Annotated in this window: 18 protein-coding genes and 1 pseudogene; 1 reads left to right on the top strand and 18 read right to left on the bottom strand. The window is 37.3% G+C overall.

Annotated features, from left to right (window positions below; genetic code table 11):
- Nucleotides 1–271: 271 nt before the first annotated feature.
- The 15 genes and pseudogenes from BUA71_RS14430 to BUA71_RS17650 form a co-directional block, all read right to left on the bottom strand.
- Nucleotides 272–583 carry a helix-turn-helix domain-containing protein gene (locus BUA71_RS14430; RefSeq protein ID WP_072881015.1) on the bottom strand — a complete coding sequence of 104 codons (312 nt, stop codon included), beginning with the start codon at nucleotides 581–583 and terminating at the stop codon, nucleotides 272–274.
- A gap of 413 nt (nucleotides 584–996) precedes the next feature.
- The gene (arsB, locus tag BUA71_RS14425; RefSeq protein WP_072881012.1) at nucleotides 997–2,037 is read right to left on the bottom strand and encodes an ACR3 family arsenite efflux transporter; all 1,041 of its coding nucleotides are present in this window, start codon (nucleotides 2,035–2,037) and stop codon (nucleotides 997–999) included.
- Nucleotides 2,037–2,675: an arsenate-mycothiol transferase ArsC gene (locus tag BUA71_RS14420; protein WP_072881010.1), complete on the bottom strand. Its 639-nt coding sequence runs from the start codon at nucleotides 2,673–2,675 to the stop codon at nucleotides 2,037–2,039. Before BUA71_RS14420 ends, arsB begins: the two co-directional genes overlap by 1 nt.
- A gap of 18 nt (nucleotides 2,676–2,693) precedes the next feature.
- On the bottom strand, nucleotides 2,694–3,161 hold the full coding sequence (locus BUA71_RS14415) for a DUF6428 family protein (RefSeq protein WP_072881008.1): 468 nt from the start codon (nucleotides 3,159–3,161) through the stop codon (nucleotides 2,694–2,696).
- 47 nt (nucleotides 3,162–3,208) lie between these two features.
- A complete protein-coding gene (locus BUA71_RS14410; RefSeq protein ID WP_072881006.1) occupies nucleotides 3,209–3,517 on the bottom strand; it encodes an ArsR/SmtB family transcription factor in 309 nt (102 codons plus the stop codon).
- A 78-nt stretch (nucleotides 3,518–3,595) separates the two neighbouring features.
- A pseudogene (locus BUA71_RS17525) lies at nucleotides 3,596–3,999 on the bottom strand (type IV secretory system conjugative DNA transfer family protein); the annotation flags it as partial.
- 179 nt (nucleotides 4,000–4,178) lie between these two features.
- Nucleotides 4,179–4,919: a sulfite exporter TauE/SafE family protein gene (locus BUA71_RS14400; RefSeq protein ID WP_072881002.1), complete on the bottom strand. Its 741-nt coding sequence runs from the start codon at nucleotides 4,917–4,919 to the stop codon at nucleotides 4,179–4,181.
- 117 nt (nucleotides 4,920–5,036) lie between these two features.
- Complete coding sequence (locus tag BUA71_RS14395; RefSeq protein ID WP_057481168.1) at nucleotides 5,037–5,933, bottom strand: IS1595 family transposase; 897 nt, start codon at nucleotides 5,931–5,933, stop codon at nucleotides 5,037–5,039.
- Between the two features lie 126 nt (nucleotides 5,934–6,059).
- A complete protein-coding gene (locus BUA71_RS14390) occupies nucleotides 6,060–7,643 on the bottom strand; it encodes a type IV secretory system conjugative DNA transfer family protein (protein WP_072881000.1) in 1,584 nt (527 codons plus the stop codon).
- Nucleotides 7,644–7,654: 11 nt separating this feature from the next.
- A complete protein-coding gene (gene mobB, locus BUA71_RS14385) occupies nucleotides 7,655–8,707 on the bottom strand; it encodes a MobB family relaxase (protein ID WP_072880998.1) in 1,053 nt (350 codons plus the stop codon).
- 11 nt (nucleotides 8,708–8,718) lie between these two features.
- The gene (locus BUA71_RS14380; RefSeq protein WP_072880997.1) at nucleotides 8,719–9,099 is read right to left on the bottom strand and encodes a BfmA/BtgA family mobilization protein; all 381 of its coding nucleotides are present in this window, start codon (nucleotides 9,097–9,099) and stop codon (nucleotides 8,719–8,721) included.
- A gap of 471 nt (nucleotides 9,100–9,570) precedes the next feature.
- Complete coding sequence (locus BUA71_RS14375) at nucleotides 9,571–10,020, bottom strand: JAB domain-containing protein (RefSeq protein ID WP_072880996.1); 450 nt, start codon at nucleotides 10,018–10,020, stop codon at nucleotides 9,571–9,573.
- Between the two features lie 65 nt (nucleotides 10,021–10,085).
- A complete protein-coding gene (locus tag BUA71_RS14370; protein ID WP_072880995.1) occupies nucleotides 10,086–10,466 on the bottom strand; it encodes a DUF6876 family protein in 381 nt (126 codons plus the stop codon).
- A gap of 78 nt (nucleotides 10,467–10,544) precedes the next feature.
- Nucleotides 10,545–10,889 carry a single-stranded DNA-binding protein gene (locus BUA71_RS14365; protein ID WP_072880994.1) on the bottom strand — a complete coding sequence of 115 codons (345 nt, stop codon included), beginning with the start codon at nucleotides 10,887–10,889 and terminating at the stop codon, nucleotides 10,545–10,547.
- 68 nt (nucleotides 10,890–10,957) lie between these two features.
- A complete protein-coding gene (locus tag BUA71_RS17650; protein ID WP_175545966.1) occupies nucleotides 10,958–11,113 on the bottom strand; it encodes a hypothetical protein in 156 nt (51 codons plus the stop codon).
- 648 nt (nucleotides 11,114–11,761) lie between these two features.
- On the opposite strand from BUA71_RS17650, the gene BUA71_RS14360 reads away from it, so the two are divergent.
- Nucleotides 11,762–12,577 carry an HAEPLYID family protein gene (locus BUA71_RS14360; RefSeq protein ID WP_072880992.1) on the top strand — a complete coding sequence of 272 codons (816 nt, stop codon included), beginning with the start codon at nucleotides 11,762–11,764 and terminating at the stop codon, nucleotides 12,575–12,577.
- A 444-nt stretch (nucleotides 12,578–13,021) separates the two neighbouring features.
- Here BUA71_RS14360 and BUA71_RS14355 read toward each other — a convergent pair whose 3' ends face one another.
- From BUA71_RS14355 to BUA71_RS14345, 3 genes are all read right to left on the bottom strand, one after another.
- The gene (locus BUA71_RS14355; protein WP_139277112.1) at nucleotides 13,022–13,825 is read right to left on the bottom strand and encodes a hypothetical protein; all 804 of its coding nucleotides are present in this window, start codon (nucleotides 13,823–13,825) and stop codon (nucleotides 13,022–13,024) included.
- 75 nt (nucleotides 13,826–13,900) lie between these two features.
- Nucleotides 13,901–14,857, bottom strand: coding sequence for an urea transporter (locus BUA71_RS14350; RefSeq protein WP_072880988.1), 957 nt, complete (start codon nucleotides 14,855–14,857; stop codon nucleotides 13,901–13,903).
- A gap of 54 nt (nucleotides 14,858–14,911) precedes the next feature.
- Entirely contained in the window at nucleotides 14,912–17,071 is a 2,160-nt protein-coding gene (locus tag BUA71_RS14345) for a TonB-dependent receptor (RefSeq protein WP_072880986.1), read from the bottom strand.
- Nucleotides 17,072–17,080 lie beyond the last annotated feature (9 nt).

Below are 17,080 nucleotides of genomic sequence, written 5' to 3'. Positions count from 1 at the left end.
TGCTGGAGTTACTTACGCTAAGATTGATGGTAAACAAGTTCTAAAATAAGGGCTATTCGGTTATGAATAATTTAAATCTAAGCCTTGTCTTTAAAATTCAAAAGCATCCTGCATCAATGCTATTTCATTTTTTGGAATTCCGAGTTCACCAGCAAGCTGCTCCCATGTTGCTACCTGATTTTGAACTGAATTTATAGTTCTTTTTGATTCGGTCTCTTTGAGACGAAAATAGGGTGCTAATTTCCGTGCGGGGTGGAGTTTCAACACATTGTCATCTTTTATGACCTCGAAACATTATCGTTAACCTGGGATCTTGTATTTTCCTACCTAATACATTATTCGCTGCCAACAGAAGAAAATCTTTTTCCAAACCTAAAACTAACAGAACCTGAAGTACTATCCCTAAAGAAACTGCCGAACTTCCATCTTCTATGGAAGGCAAAGTTGGTCTGGATATACCAGCACGCTCAGAAACTTGCGCCATGGTAAGTTTTGGGCGTAAGTGCGCCAACTTAATACTTTCTCCCACAGTTTCTAAAATCCTTTTATTTTTAGGAAGTAAAACAATCTTATTTCGAGACATAACGTTAAATATATTTTACAATTATATATAAAATAGTAAATAGTATTTTACATTATATGAAAACACAAAAGAACAACTCGGTAAATATTCAAGTTTTAAGTTTCGACAATAAATACATTTTCTGTCAAACTTTTATTTTTTCAGCTAAAACTTAGTACGCAATTATATTTAGAATTAGTGCTTACTCTTTCGTTTGTCCTCCTCTGTGATAGATCCAATTCGGGAAGCACTGAGTGCCGAATTGCATCTTTTTTCGCAACGCTATACCTCGTATGAAAATAAAGAGTATTTTCAAGTATATAAAAGTTGAAAGTCAGAACGAGCTCATATACCATGGAACAAAAATCAAAATCAGCTTAGTAATTTTTATCATAAAAACTATTTTCGACCAGACTTCACTTCATTTTTTACCTCTAGACTTCTTTATAATATTTCTTTCGTAACCAGAAAGAAACCCGCACCAATAAAATTAAAGCCGGAACTTCCACCAATGGGCCTATAACTCCAGCAAATGCCTGTCCCGAATTTAGGCCAAAAACGGCAATGGCCACTGCAATCGCTAATTCGAAGTTATTCCCTGCTGCAGTAAATGCAACAGCTGTGGTTTTGTCGTATGCTGCACCCGTAGCTTTGCTAAAGAAAAAGCCTATGATGAACATTAAGGTAAAGTATATGAGTAGCGGCACAGCAATAATCACTACATCCATTGGAATTTCAACAATCAATTCGCCTTTTAACGAGAACATTATGACGATTGTAAACAAAAGGGCAATCAATGTCAATGGCGAGATCGTGGGAATGAATTTTTGGGTGTACCATTCTTCTCCTTTCAGCTTTACTAAAATTAGTCGACTTAAAATCCCCATAGCAAACGGGATTCCTAAATAAATGGCAACACTCTCTGCAATGGTTCCTATGGAAATATCAACGATCGCTCCCTCAAACCCAAAGTAAGGTGGAAGTACCGTTATAAAGATCCACGCGTAAAAGCTATAGGCAAATACCTGAAAGATGCTGTTCAAGGCTACCAAACCTGCACCATATTCGCTACTGCCTTCGGCTAGATCGTTCCAAACAAGTACCATTGCAATACAACGTGCCAACCCGATTAAAATAAGCCCAACCATATATTCGGGGTAATCACGTAGAAAGGTAATAGCTAAAATAAACATCAAAACCGGTCCGATTATCCAATTGAGAATAAGCGAAATAGAAAGGATTTTGGTATTTCTAAAGACTTTTGGCAACAAGGCGAAATTCACTTTTGCCAAAGGCGGATACATCATTAATATCAGTCCGATGGCAATGGGAATGTTTGTACTTCCACTACTGAACGAATTGACTATCTCGGGAAAGGAAGGAATGAAATAACCAAATCCAACACCCAAGACCATAGCTATAAAAATCCATAAGGTGAGGTAACTATCGAGAAAACTTAATTTTTTTGATGCCATTATTGAGGATTAATTTGAGAAAAAACGTAGAATAATTCGGTTGCGATCTGCATACTTCTTTCGCTGTATTTTTCAGTTTGTTGTGGGGTATTGTCAAATACTTTTGGGTCTTCAAAAGTTATGGGGAAGCGTTTTTCAGCCCCCGGAACAAAGGGACAAGCTTCATCAGCTTGGGAACAGGTCATAATTGCTGCAAACTCAGATTTCGGATTGAAATCATCATCATTTTTTTTTGAAAACCCGATGATAGGATGCTCATTACCTGCATATTTAATGCTGTAAACAGGATTCCTATTTTCTGAAAGCTTTTTGATTTTGAAACCTGAGTTTTTGAGAGTTTCAGCAACCATAGGGAAAAGCGCCGTGGTTTCGGTACCACCAGAATAACAATGCACATTTTTAATATTGAAATGGTACGCCATTGTTTGTGTCCAAACTTGTGCTAAATGACTTCTTCGTGAATTGTGGGTACAAATAAAATTGAGACGTATTTCTTGATGATTTGAAACTTTTGACTGAATAAACTTAGTTAATGGCTGTAAAACACCTTTACGTCCTTCTGAAATTATTTCAGGATCTAAATCTTTAATTAATTCTTCTATTCCCAGAAATAAGCTTGATTCTATTATTTTTTTCATTTAATTGAAGTTTTTTTATTAGCAGCACCCACTTCCCAGGATACAAGAGCTTCCTGCTGGCAATTCAGAAGACTGGGGTTTTGGCTTCTCAGTTGGGATTCCACAATTATCCTTTGCCAAACAGTCGGTTTGCTTTGTAGTCAAAAGAAAATTTTTTCCGTCAAAATCAAGTCCGAATTTCCCAATCGTATCGGCTTGATATTCCACTTCTATTTCCAAATCTTCAATACCCAAAACCCTCTCTGAGAGTTCAATAATGTTCAATAATTTCTCTGGATGTAATCTATGGTCATAATCGTTTGCGTTCCATAGCTGAAAGTTTACAACTTCTTCCTTGCGAACAGTTCCGCCACAGTCGATGAAGTTTTTAGTTATTTTCCCCACTTCTGTCACGTGAAAGTGTCCTGGGACTAAATCTCCGTTTGGCAATTGAAAAGAAATCTTTTCTAATTGATTCAATTTATTTTTAATTTCTGATAGCTTCATACTATATTTGTTTATTGCAATTTAACGATTGATAAAATTAAATTTTTTTAGCAACAATCTGCCTTAGGAATGTCTTGATCTAAAAATTGGTACAATACTTTTTTCATTTTAGTCCAATTTTTAGGTTCAATGCAATAACAAACCCTTGTTCCCTCAACGTTTCCTTTGATTAAGCCTAAATGTTTTAATTCCTTGAGATGTTGAGAGATTGTTGGCTGAGCAAGTCCGATTTCCTCTGATAAATCCCCACAATAACAAGCGTCTATTTTAAAAAGTTGTTGTAAAATGGCCACTCTTGCCGGATGACCAAAGACTTTTGCAAATAAGGCAATTTCTTCTTGCTCACTGGTATACATATGCTGTTTGTTGATTACCCCTTAATTGTTTAATTGCAATATTACGATTAATAATTAATGTCTCCCAAATACTTTTATTTAATTTTCAAATATCGCCCTCACTTCCTCATAAACCTGTTCAAAATTAACCGCTAAATCTTCTTGAGAAAACTGTCTTGATTCTTCCGGTAATACTCTCTGAATATCTGCCAATTTAAACTGTACCTTTTTGTCCTTCCCATCGGCATAAGTAATGAACTCCCCCTGATGCAAACGAAAGAACTCATCGGCCCTAATTTTTGGGATTTCCTTTTCCCCGGTGGTAGTGTGCATATCAAAATCAAGGTTATGGCCACGGTTTACGCTTTTGTTCGGATTTTTTATAATTTCAAAAATCGTTCGTAGTATTTCGCGGTATCGGGATTGTTGACCTTTCCGAAGAACTGGTAAGAAAGATTACTCAAGATTGCTTTTCTTGCCTTATATCCGCGCAATATATCGTTCTATATTTTACGCAAAACATATCATTTCCCTACGACATTTAAGCCTTCAACAGAACGTGGCATTTTACCATAACTTTCAAAAAAAATCGTTATCGTCATATTTGTTTTGTTTCATCTCAGGAATGTGAAAAATAATTAAAATAAAGGTTGCCTTTGGTTTGGTTGATTACTGTATTTCATTATAGTTCGACCAAGGATTGGCATAATAACAATGCCCCAATACAAATTAATCCTATATAAACGTAATTTAAAAATGTTCCATCTTTTAACCTGTGATTTAAAAACCTTCCAAGAAAAATAGTAGGGATTGCAACCGGTAAGGATATCAAAAAATAATAGGTTACTGTTGGGGTCCAGAGACCTTTGTACCAATAACCAAACATACCAATCATACTGGCCGGTAAAAAATAGGCTTGTAAGGTCGCCCTAAAATGTTTGGCCGTCCAATTGCGCATATTGCCATAGATCACAAGTGGAGGGCCATTAAGGCCATAAGCACCACCAAAAATACCTGATAAAAAGCCGCAAATGAAAAGCCAAGCTTTATTATCAGTTTCTAATTTAAAATTGTTTTTTGAAAGTAAGGAATAGATAGCGTATAAAATAATCAGTATTCCCAATCCTGATTTTATAAGGTTTTCATTTCCATAAACAAGTAACAATAATCCTACAGGAATACCAATGGCCGCAAAAAGAATTAACCATTTTGCACTATTAAAATGTATTTGTTTATTGTCTTGTACAACCACAATTGCCGCAATAGTAATCGATAGAAGCACGGAAAGAGGAACAGCAATTTCTATTGGGATGAAAAGTATAAGGAGGGGAACGGCTACCAAGGATTCCCCAAAACCAAAAGTTGAACGAACCAAGGTAGCAAGGAAAATAATAATTAAGATGTAAAAAGTCACTAAATCCATTTATTTCAAGGTGGAATGTTGATTTTCGGGAAGTCAACCTATCTAGGGTGTTTTTTACTTTTCCTATCTCCAAAATTTGTAGCAAAAGTACTAATATCACTTTATTGAGCTATACATTTAGCTACCATTAATAATTTGGGAATGTAGCCGTGGTTTTCCTTGTATCATTCTCTTTATATTATTGTGAAAAATGGTTTGTTTTGACTGTGATCGATTCAACCTGTATGAATATTCATCCAGGTACCTTCTGACATGTTGTTTTGAAATAGGCGCATGAACTGTCCTCAACCAAGACTTTATCTTGTGGATTATAATATGAAGTTCCTTGAAATTTTTTCCTTTATTACTAGGTACCTGCTCGATATTATACTTTTTCTTTAATGGGCTGTAACCTCGCCATTTGTCGGTAACCACCTTTGCTTCTTCAGATATATGCTGTTCGAACAATGGGGTAAATGACTTGGCGGAATAATCGTCAATTACCTTGGCGTAGGCACGTTTAACTTTGCGTTCTTCATTAAGCTCCACCGCTATTATAACCTTGGTTTTACGGGTGTTGTAGCTTCTGCCAGGAGCATTTTCTTCTTGTCCGCCAATGATAAATTCATCGACATGAACCAAACCTTTCAAAGGATGTTTTTTGCTGCTTTCCATTGCCGAGCGTACTTTGTGCATAAAATACCAGGCTGTGCCCTGGCGGATACCATAACGTTCGCCCATTTGGATACTGGAGAGGCTTTTGCTAGTTGTACTCATCTCAAAAACGATACAAAAGGCTTTTCGTAGCCCGAACTTGACCTTATGAAAAAGTGTTCCGGCCGTTGAAGATTCTACCTTTCCACAACCATAGCAATGATACTTATGGTCTTTTTTTAAGCATCCTTTAGTATGACCGCATTTTGGACAAGTAAATCCATCGTGCCATTTCAAGTTAGCCAAATATTCCCTACATGACCCATCATCCGGAAAGACTTTCATAAAGTCTAGGATATTTTTACCTTTAAATTTATCCATAATCAATGTTTACAAGGGCTAATATACGGCTCTTATATGTATAACTCAATCACTTTAAATTGTAAGAGTGAAAAGGGTTCATAATACCATCAAATTCAAAAATAAAATTGTTGAAGATGGCCATATTTATTGATTAAAAATGGATATCACCTCCTCATAAACCCGTTCAAAATTAGCCGCTAAATCTGGCTGAGTAAACTGCCCTGATTCTTCCGGTAACCCTCTCTGAATATTTGCCAATTTAAACTGCACCTTTTTGTCTTTCCCATCGGCATACGTTATAAACTCCCCTTGGTGCAAACGAAAGAACTCATCGGCCCTAATTTTCGGGATTTCTTTTTCGCCGGTGGTCACACGGGTATCAAAATTAAGGTTGTGGCCTCGGTTTATACTGGTGGTCTGTTTTTTTACAATCTCAAAGAATCGTTCGTAGTATTTGGCGGTATCGGGATCGTTTACTTTTCCGAAAAACTGGTAAGAAAGATTACTCAAAATCGCCTTACTGGCTTTATCACCATACATCATATCATTTTGGATTTTATCCTGCATCACGTAGATGGTGGCAATATCATAACTTCGCAGGGTAGCCGGAATCCGGTGCATATTGAGCAAGCGGATGGTCGGTGCTTCTTCCATCATTAAAAAAGATGGTCTTTGCCCGCGTTCACTCATTTGTTTGGTAATGGTGTGGATTATCGTTGCAATAACCGGGGAATAGGAGCTTTCGAATTTAGGATTATTCACTATTGAAATTACTGCCGGATTTTCTTCACTGTTGATATTAAGTGGTACTTCATCCGCGGAAAGTACCATAAAAATCCGTTGGGTGCTGATACGCTTTAAGGCATTGGCCAGTGTACTTTTCACCCCGGCAGTTTGCCGTTCGGAATCTTTCCCACTGATAAATGCATCGGCCATGGCCCTGGAGGTGGTATTGGTTTCTAAAAATTGCACCAGGCTATCGGTATCTAAATATTGGTAGATAGCAATCAAATGGGGGAGGGTGCACAGATCTGGGTAGGCGGTTTTGAGTTTCCAGATGAGGCCGCCGATCAATCCTTCCGCAGCATCATTAAAAAACCTGGTGGTTCCGGACGCATAGGAATCCCTTTGCTCCAACAGGTTTTCGATAAGCACCCGGGAGACCTCGTTAACGCTCTCCTCGTTTTCCAAATAGCGCGGAGCGATGGGATTCACCCTGTGAATAATGTGATCAAAAGAAATAATTTTAAACGGAACATCATGATCTTTAAACAAGGGGTAAGCCATCTCGGTCAATTCAAAATCCTTGTAATCGTGGATGATGCCGCAAAAGCTTTCCTTTTGAAAATGCTTTAAAAACCCATATACCACACTTTCGGTCTTCCCACTTCCTGCAGAACCAATTATAGAAGCACCGCGTTTGATGTTATCGAGTTTAAAATTACCCTGCTTAGTGGCAAAGCTTACCCGGTATTTTAGGTCGCTGTTTTCAGGATGAGTTGAGGTATGCAGAAAAACGTACATCCCGGTGTTGATGAGCAAAAGTGGACAGCCCAAATATAGAAGCAATACAAAGATGGTATTGGCAGTGTAAAGACCAAATATAAGGATACCGATCAATAGGAGGTTAATCATAAACGCATAGCGTGTCAATCGGAATACCACATAAAATACCAGGCTGCTTATAGCAAGGATCATGATGATTGTAAAAAGACTGTCTGTTTCCATAGTAGCTAAATTTAGATTCCGATTGAACTTGATTTTACAGCGATATCAATTCCCTTACGTAGTTTATGAAATAGCTTGAGTGCGAGCTGCGTCTGACTGACAGGAATGCTGGGCACCAGTGGAATCCCGGTTTCTTTGAGTATTTTAAACGCAATAGCTTTTTCACTGGCAGGTAACCCGGTTAAAGAAGCAAAGTAGGTTTTTGGGTTCTTGATAAACTGCTTCCTTGCTTTATAGGTTTCTACGAAGTTTCGATGATAACCGAATGTTTTGTCGAAGGTTTTTTCAGCGTTTTTAAAAAATTGATCCCGGTCAAAACCGCGTTTTATTGTTTTACCGTTTAATTCGACCTGAGAAGCTCGGTATTTGCTTCCGGGAGATAAACTAAACCTATTGGAGGCGTCTTTACGACTTACAATGATATGGATGTGGCTTTGGTTGCCGTCTTTTTGCATTCCCTGCACGATCCGCTGACCATTTTGCTGGTGTGGCGCTTGACGTTCCAACTGATTAATTTCCCGTTGTATATTTTCGATGCTTCCTGTTATTTCGCCGCGTTGCACTTTTCGGATATTGGTCTTTAGCTGAAGGATTTTTGTGGCAAAAGGCTGATTTTCCTTTACCTGTTTATCGGTACCCTTAAATGCTCGCCGGTGTTCAATTTTTGCATAGTATTTAATATCATCGATGCTTACCGGTCGCCCGTTGATTTCACGATTAAAAGATTTTACGTAATCCTTCATCAATTCCCTGGTATATTTTTTTAAGTCTTCACTATGGTTCTGGAAACGCTTCAGTTCATATTTTGAAGGGTTGACGGTAATGGAGTAGAAGCGAGGTTCTGTCTTTTCTAATTTGGCGGTATTGCCATCAATTTTCCTGACCACTTCTTCCGCCGAAATTTCATCTTCGTATTGATTGAAAAAGTGTTCTATATTTTCTGCACCTCCAGATGGCAATTCTCCTTCTAAAGCTTGGTTTTCTTTTTCCAAATAATCCACAAAATCTGCTGAACTTTTGGAATAACTAGCGCCCAATTTTTGTGGTGTGATCGTGATATACATAGCTGGAAAATTTAGAGTTTGTTATTGGAATTTCGTTTTTCCTGGAAGCGTACTTCCTTTTTTTCTTCCGTGAATTTCTTCTCCAGGATTAGCGGCTTCTTTTGAGGTGTATCGATTTGGAAAAGGGATTCGATCATGGCCACGGTAGGTTTGGTTTGGGTCTTTTCCATATCCTTCATTATGGCAATCACCGCATTGATCCGTTTCTTTAAATTGGCTTCAATGGTTCGTCCGGTAGGGCCCAATCTTTCCCGTGGCGAGATTTCGTTATAGAAGAAAAAATCGAGCATGGTGGCCATGGCCTCGGTGTGCGATTTGAAGTGCTTTTTTGAGAATTGCTGAAAACGTTTTGCCGTTTGTCTCTTAAACCTGATGGTGATGAAGGAGTCCATTTTACTTCGCTTTTTTGTGCATTTGACGCAAATCCATCCCTATTTACAGGCTGTTTCAGGGCATTTGACGCAAATTGACGAAATTGGAAAAACTAATTAAATTTCAACACATTGAAAATCAATAGTTTGCAATCGAAAAGGAATGTGTAACGCGGCGCTGCCCGTTACCCTCTTGCTATTCCTTTTCGTCCCGCCGGGCGGGACAAAAATTTCATACAATTTGGCTTATCGTCTGTCTTTAGCGACAGTCGAAAGGCCAATTGCCCATTTCGGAATTTCAACAATTCCTGAATGTAAAATATAGATGGATACAGCTACCAGCGAAAGTCAAAAATAGGATAGCTATATAAAATTATGTATGCTGAATATCAGCTTACTAAAGATAGTAAATTTTATTTGAATTGAAATATTTCAACAAAATAAAAGACCTCTGAAAAATCAAAGGTCTTTTGGATCAAAAAAATATTACTTTTAAAGTATGCCTTCATCGGCAAAACTATAATATCGCCCACCCGGGGAAATGATCAGATGATCTAAAACTTTAATATCAAAAAGCTCCCCGGCATGCTTAATTTTTTGGGTGAGGCGTTTATCGGCTTCACTAGGTCGAAGGGTCCCACTCGGATGATTATGCAGTAATATTAAAGCGGTCGTGACAGACTTCAACACCACTGCAAATAAGATACGTACATCGACTAAAGTGCCGGTAATCCCGCCGGTTGATAATTCATAAATACCTTTTACCCGGTTGGCATTATTGAGCAACATAACTTTAAAAGTCTCGTGCAGTTCAATATTGTTTTTATCCCACTGCCCAAAGGCTAGCTCTGCCGCACTTTGGGAACAGGTTATTTTAGGGAGCAAATTCACTTGAGTACTTCCGTTGTAACTTATGGCTATTTCATTAACTTTGGTTTTCATTATTAGCTTGATTAAAGGGTTAATAATAGAGGGCGTAACTTTCCAGGGAACGCCCTCTTTAATTTTTAATATTCGCTGGGTAACATCAGCGTATTGTTTACAAAAAATAATCGCAGCTTATCAAGCGGAAAATCCGTTACCCGGTAGCGGTGTTGCCCCAATATGTTATCGTTGCCGTCGCTGTAGATTATTTCGGCTTCATAACCTTTAGCATTTTGCTCCATTTCGGACAATCTTTTAAAATCCACCGTAATAAATTCACTACGTTTTATTAAACTTTTTGCAATGACCGAAGCATCCGTAATTAGCCAAAAGCATTGCGCAGCTTCCGCCAAATATTTCAGTCCGTTAGTGTACCGGGTGCCTAATAATGGGATTTGAAACAAGGTTTCAGAACCGTGGAAATGTTGCAGTCCTTCTTTAATTTCATTAATTTGTGCTTTCATAATTTTTTAGTTTTATGAGTGATTTATAAAAAGAGGGCGTAATCTTCGACGAAAGCGCCCTCTTGTTTAATTTCCGGCTTATTGATTACCGTTTTTAGTCCCTAAAAGCAGGATTTCGCTTGCTTCTATTTCGGTAACGTAGCGGGTAATCCCGTCTTTCTCATAGCTGCGGGATTTTAGTTTACCGCTTAACCCGATTTCTTTACCCTTACCGGTATATTTCTCAATAATTTCGGCAGTTTTGTTCCAGGCTACAATAGTATGCCATTCGGTTTTTTGAACTTTCTCCCCATTGGCGTTTTTATAAAACTCATTGGTGGCCAGTGAAAAGCGGACTACTTTTTTACCGCTATCCAGGTTGGTGATTTGTGGGGCTTCGCCCAGGTTTCCGATTAACTGTACATGATTTCTTAAAGTGCTCATAATAAAAGTTTTAAAGATTAATTAAAATACCATCTGAACTATTCAGATAGTTTTGGTTTATATTTTTTTTAGACTGATTTACTTATTATATCCAGAGCGTTTTCCTTTTTTTGTTTTTTTAGTCTCGCTTCTTTTTTGATGTTTTTAAATGATTTCATAATGATCTTTTTAGATTTACTTCCTATAGAGCCGTCCGCTGTTACCTTTTTTTGTTGCTGATACATTTTCAATATTTAGAATTAGGGAGGACTTATAAAAAGGAGTAAGCGACTGGCTTATGCAGTCTGGACTAACTTCTAAATATTGGTATTTTGCTTACAAAAAAAGGGTAGGGGCAGCGGTGGCTTGGGGGAAGGTCTAAATAACTATGATGAATTATAAAAACACGGGAAGCGGGACTACATGAAAAAATGATATCCTATTGAAGCGAACGCTATTCCCGATTTTAAGTTGGGAGTGGAATGAAATCTTCCGCCAGGAGCGGAAGGAGTAATGTAATGGACAACTAAAATTGGGGATTGTGTTCAAGATTTTGGGAGGGAAGCTCTTTGCCTGATTTTTACTTTGAATGGAACTTCTGAAGTGGTATAGGAAATATTCAGGAAAAGTCAATTTTGATGTAAATAAGGGCAATGTGCTGAGTGGATTATTAAAATGAATTATTCTCATTTAGAAAGAATTAAAACTGACTTGAAGAGAAAAGTATTTATTCGTAAAGAAAGATCGAATACACATAATGTAAAAATTGGGATTTCAATATGTTAAAACCTACCATTCAAGTAAACTTTAGGTTTAAGAATAGCAACATTATTCTTTCCAGTTTTTTTTCATATTTCCAACCTTTATTTGCAGTCTAAACAACAATAAGTAAGATGGAGAGAAAAAATTTAAAAAACACATTAATTTATACATTTTTGGTATTAATAGGGAGTACTGGATATGCCCAGAACTCAGATAGTATTAGCTTGTCACCTAAAGTTAAACACATGGAGCCACTCTACATAGATTTAGTTAGGGATCTTGGCGCCAGAAAAGGAGAGAAAGAATTTAACCTGGGGTCAGATTTTCTCAATACCAACAACTATAGGGAATATGCGGTTTTGGCTGAATATGAATTTGCACCTATTGATAGGTTAGGATTGGAAATAGAAACCGATTTTTCTTTCTATGATAAGACCAATTCTGAAAGTCAAATTCCAGAGAATAAATTGGATAAATTGATCTTATCTGCTCAATACTCCTTCTTTGTTTCACCAAAATATCAAACCACTATGGCGATAGGATATGCCCACGAGTTTGAGCTTACAGATTTTAATAGTTACGATTCTGCCAAATTTGTTACTGGGATGGTGTATAAACCTTTCTTTGTCGCAGCAAAAAAATGGGGAGAAAGTTTTCATACCTTAATTTTCACAGGCCCTATGATGTCCCATAATTTCGATGAAACCTACACTTCGGTAGATTGGCAAATAAATACCTCGTTACACTATAACATCCCGAATACCCATCACTTTATAGGGGTTGAATTTAATAAAGAAGTTGTAGATAGTGAATTTGAAATGACTATGCGCCCACAGTTAAAATTACAGTTAAATGAAGCTTTTGCAGTAGGACTAGTAGCCGGGTTTCCAATCGATAACGAGAAAGAAAAATTCAGTTCGTTTTTTAGACTAATTTACGAACTTTAATAAATATCGAATTCGCTAGATTCTAGCTTTATGAATTGTTTTAGAGAGGTTTGATTTTTTATGAAATTCAAACCTTTTTTATCTTAGCCGAAGAGTAAAAAACAATTTATGTTAACGAAGCTCATATTATTCGGAGGATCTGTAGGCTTATTTAATTTTATTGGAGACTACTTTACAGCCGTACAATCATCGATTAGTTTTAATCAACAGAAGCGTTTTTATTATCAAGATATCGATTTTAAATTAGTACTCCGTGCGCCGAACCACTAGGGCTTCATTAATCCTGGCGAGTAACAAATTTTCATCAGTCTTTGCAGACCTAAACGATCTCGCGTTATTTAAACTATCACCTACAATTTCATTTCACTGTATAAATAACTGACTTCATTTTCAATGTTACGTTTTTTAAATGAAACAGACCATACATCTATTGCTCAAGAAGCTTTATAAAAATTCAATAGTTATTAGGCCATCTAATCTCTTGTTCATAGGACTGAATATGGCCCCTACTGAAATAGGAGTTGAATAATTTTTTGACAACTTTAAGGATTTATGTGCTGTTATTCCTATTTCAGAAATGCCGTAAGGATGACTGGCTTCAGCCGTCTCATAAAAATTTGTGTCATCTATATTGTTTAGGGCACCAGCTCCCGAGATATAAAAATCAAATGAGTAGCCATTAGCGACTTTTAAGTTATAATTTAGTTTGAGGTAAGTGGAATACCTATTTTCATAATCATTATTGATTAATGCCCCATCCCTTCCATAAATAATACTTGCTAAATAGATTGAAATTGGAACCTTTTTAAATTCATAACTCGCATTTAAATCGATAAAATGCTGTGTTTTTTCATTTTTAAAATTAAAAAAGTTTTTACTTTTAGTTTCCGCCACTCCTGAATAGGTGTAGATATCCCAAATACTTAATTGAAAATTTTTATGTTTAAAATTTACGTAATAACTCGCATTTTTATATCCCTCACTTGAAAAAGATTGTCCTGTCCAAAATCCGGCCGTAAAGGCCCCTTTTGTATAATTAAACTCGCCGGTAATTAATGGGGTAGGAGTATGCTCTTCGGTTGAAAATACAGACAATGGCGCTCCCCGCCAATAAAACATATTTTGAACACCTAATTTTACGTTAGGGAAACCAGTTTTTGTTTCATCGGAATCATTTTGGGCGTAGATGTGACTACCTATAGATAAAGTACAGATAATGCACATACTATATAATTTTAATAGTTTCATAAGTCGTTTTTTACTAATTTATTCGAAGTAATTGTTTCTTAATTAAAAAACTTAGTCTGTTTCTCGTAATTGTTCTTATGTCTTTTTATTCGGAATAAGTTCGCCTATATACGTCACTCCTTTACGGGAGAATAGGATGATCCACATGGTCGCAACAAATGGAAAAGTATAGGGCGGTATTCCTGCCTTTATCATATAATCATCTATAGTAACGGTAACCATAGTACTTATCACTACCCAGAAGCCATCGCGTTTTAAACTTCCGGCAAAGGCAATAGCACATAAAACAGCGTTAAAGCTAAACATCCCCGTATCTACCGTAGATTCCGGGCGGTTGAGTAGGTGGGAAATAGTAATGGCTAAAATAGAAGCGAAAATTCCATATAAAGCTGCTACCGGTTTATTGATATAAACGCCGAGGAGGAATAAAATTCCGGCCACCACACTTCCCTGGAACATTACTTGTCCAAAGCCATGGGTGGAAAAAATAAGATCATCGTCTATTTTATCATCGTCATATTCTATTCCCACGCTTTCCAGTGATTCCTCAAAAAACTCTGCAGTGGGTTCCTGAAGAAAATTCTCGGCCGAAGTAGGATGCACAGGTTTTTCTACAAAATGTCCAGAAGAAATTAAGGACACGAAAATCCAACTAAACAAAACAAATGGAAAGGTGAAAATTTTTAATTTTTTAAGTAAAGAAAGATGAAAGAGATAGGTGGCCAGTACCGAGCTGGCAATAATAGCCAGGATAGAGATGAAATTCAATCCAAACTGGTACACCAGGATAATACCCATTAAAGCGGCATTAAAACCATATAAGCCCATGTTTAATTCTTCTTTGTGTTCTTTAAAAGTATGGCCTACAAGTGTTCCGGTTACAGTGGCTATAATCATGCCAACGGCCATAAGCCAGGAACTGTAAAGTACTCCCAGTAAAAACAAAAATCCGGTTATTGCATTATTTTGCAACATTATTTGCGCTATTCCTTTTAGGTTAATCCTGATGAAATGAGATGTTTTTTTTAGCATGTTATTTAATTTTTAAAATAGATTCCTATTCTTTCGTTTATGTATTGCAAATAATTATAAATTGAAATTCATACCTACCATAAAGTTCCTTCCGGGAGCTGGTGCAAAAGATTGCCCGCCTTCCGGACCAAAAGAATCAAATACCGAAGTGGCATATTTTCCTATGTTCTTAAACTTATACCGCAATCCTATACCAGGTTTAAACGTATAATCCAGGTTTAGGTTTGTCACAGAATTAGGAATACCACTTAATTCATTTCCTTCTAAATTTTTATTTGGATTCTCTTTAATTTCGGTATCTACATAAGAAAAAGATCCGTCGAAATAGAAGCGGGAAAAAGGATTTGCCTTAGCGCTCAATTCAATACCCCGGCGTTGCGTTTTTCCGGCATTAATAAACTGGCCGGAGCCGGGCGTGACTTCATTAAGCTCTGAAGAGGTATTAAGGATATAACCGGCTATATCTAAATCGAGCCAGGCTAGCGCGTCATAATTCAAACCAACTTCATACTGCCATATTTCAGAAGGATCAATATTGGTGTCTTTATCATACCGAATAATCCCGGAAGGAATTGTAAAGCCATTGGTGGCACTAAATCTAAAATCAAGTCCGTTAAACCAGGTGGAAATAAAACCGAGTTTAGGGCTTAAATGTGATTGTTCGTTAAGGGATAATTCACCAGGTGTCTCCCCGGGTTCCCTCAACTTTAATGAACCCGTGTACCTGTCATATCGCAGACCAATGGTTGGCCTAAAATAATTAACTATATCAAACTCTCCCTGGGCAAAAAATGAAATACTTTGCACCCGAAAACGACGTTTTTGCGAAGGATTTGTTTCGGTTCTAACGCGATTAGCAGTGTTCCAGCTTTTTTTATTGGTGAATTCATTGTAATACTCTGCCCCGGCAGTCCAGTCGAAATCAATTGCACCTACAGCGTTTTTACCATTTAAGCTGGTTCCAAAGGAATAAACGTCCCGTCCATTTTTGTTTTCCTGCTGCCCGCCTTCATCAATACCAAACTTTTGAAAACGTGTAAAATTTTGCTGTACAGAATAGCCATAAACCAGTAAACGCAGGTTTTCATTAAGAGTATGGTTAACATCCAAACGCTCGGAAATAAAAGTTTTTTTACCACCATCATTTTCAGCATTTAAAGCCTGCTTAAAGCGGTCTCCACTATAAAATTGATCTCCGTCCGGTACGTCTGAGTTTCCTGGAATAAAACCCGGTGCATCCCAATTACTCGCATGGCCTTTTAAAGTTAAAGCAACATCAGTTTTTTCAGAGATATCATAAGCTAAACGTCCATTGATATTTCCTCTAAGGTTTTCATTATTTTCCGTAAATCCTTTGCTGCGGAATAACTGCACGGCAAAATTGCTTTTAATATCCTTGTCATTCTGTAACCGCAAAGGTTGACCTAGAGCAGCCTGAAAATCAAAAGTTTCATAAGAACCCGCTTTTAGGGAAATATCCTGGTATTGCCCACCTTTTCGGGTTTCAAAAGATAGGGCACCACCCCGTGCAAAATTCCCGAACAAGACAGAAGATGGGCCTTTATAAACATTTACCCTGGCTATGTTTAGGGGGATCAAAACGTTCATATCTGCATAGCCATCTGCGTGGCCTTCCGATTCGTTTAATGAAATGCCATCTATATTCACTGCCACATCGCCCCCGTGACCGCCGCTGCCAAAACCGCGCATCGAAAACGTACTGGCAGTACCTCCCTGGCTATAGTTGGAAACTGTAACCCCGGGAATTTCTTCTACAATATCATTTGGCTTATAAATGCCTAATTTTCTTATTTTTTTGGCATTTATAGTATTAACCGTGGTAGCACTGTTTTGCTTATTTAAACCACCACCTTTAATGGTTATACCGCTTAACTGGGTAACGGCTTCTTTCAGTATAAAATTCAGGGTCTTTTTCTCTCTCGCTTTTAAATCTATAGATTGCGTAATGGGCTCGTAGCCCAGGGTGGAAACCTCAATAATATGCTTGCCGGCGGGTACATTAGAAATCACAAACTCCCCTTTTTTATTGGTACTCGCACCTTTATTTGTTCCTTTAATAGAAATATCTACCAGGCTTATCGCTTGATAATCATTAGTTGTGATTTGTCCTTTAAGCGTTCCTGTATTTTGAGCATAACCGGTACTTATGCTTATAATCAAAAAAGAAATAACATTGAGTAATTTGAGCTTCATTTTAGTAAT

This window comes from Salegentibacter echinorum, from assembly GCF_900129445.1.
Lineage (GTDB): Bacteria > Bacteroidota > Bacteroidia > Flavobacteriales > Flavobacteriaceae > Salegentibacter > Salegentibacter echinorum.
This window is presented reverse-complemented; position numbering and strand designations above follow the sequence as displayed.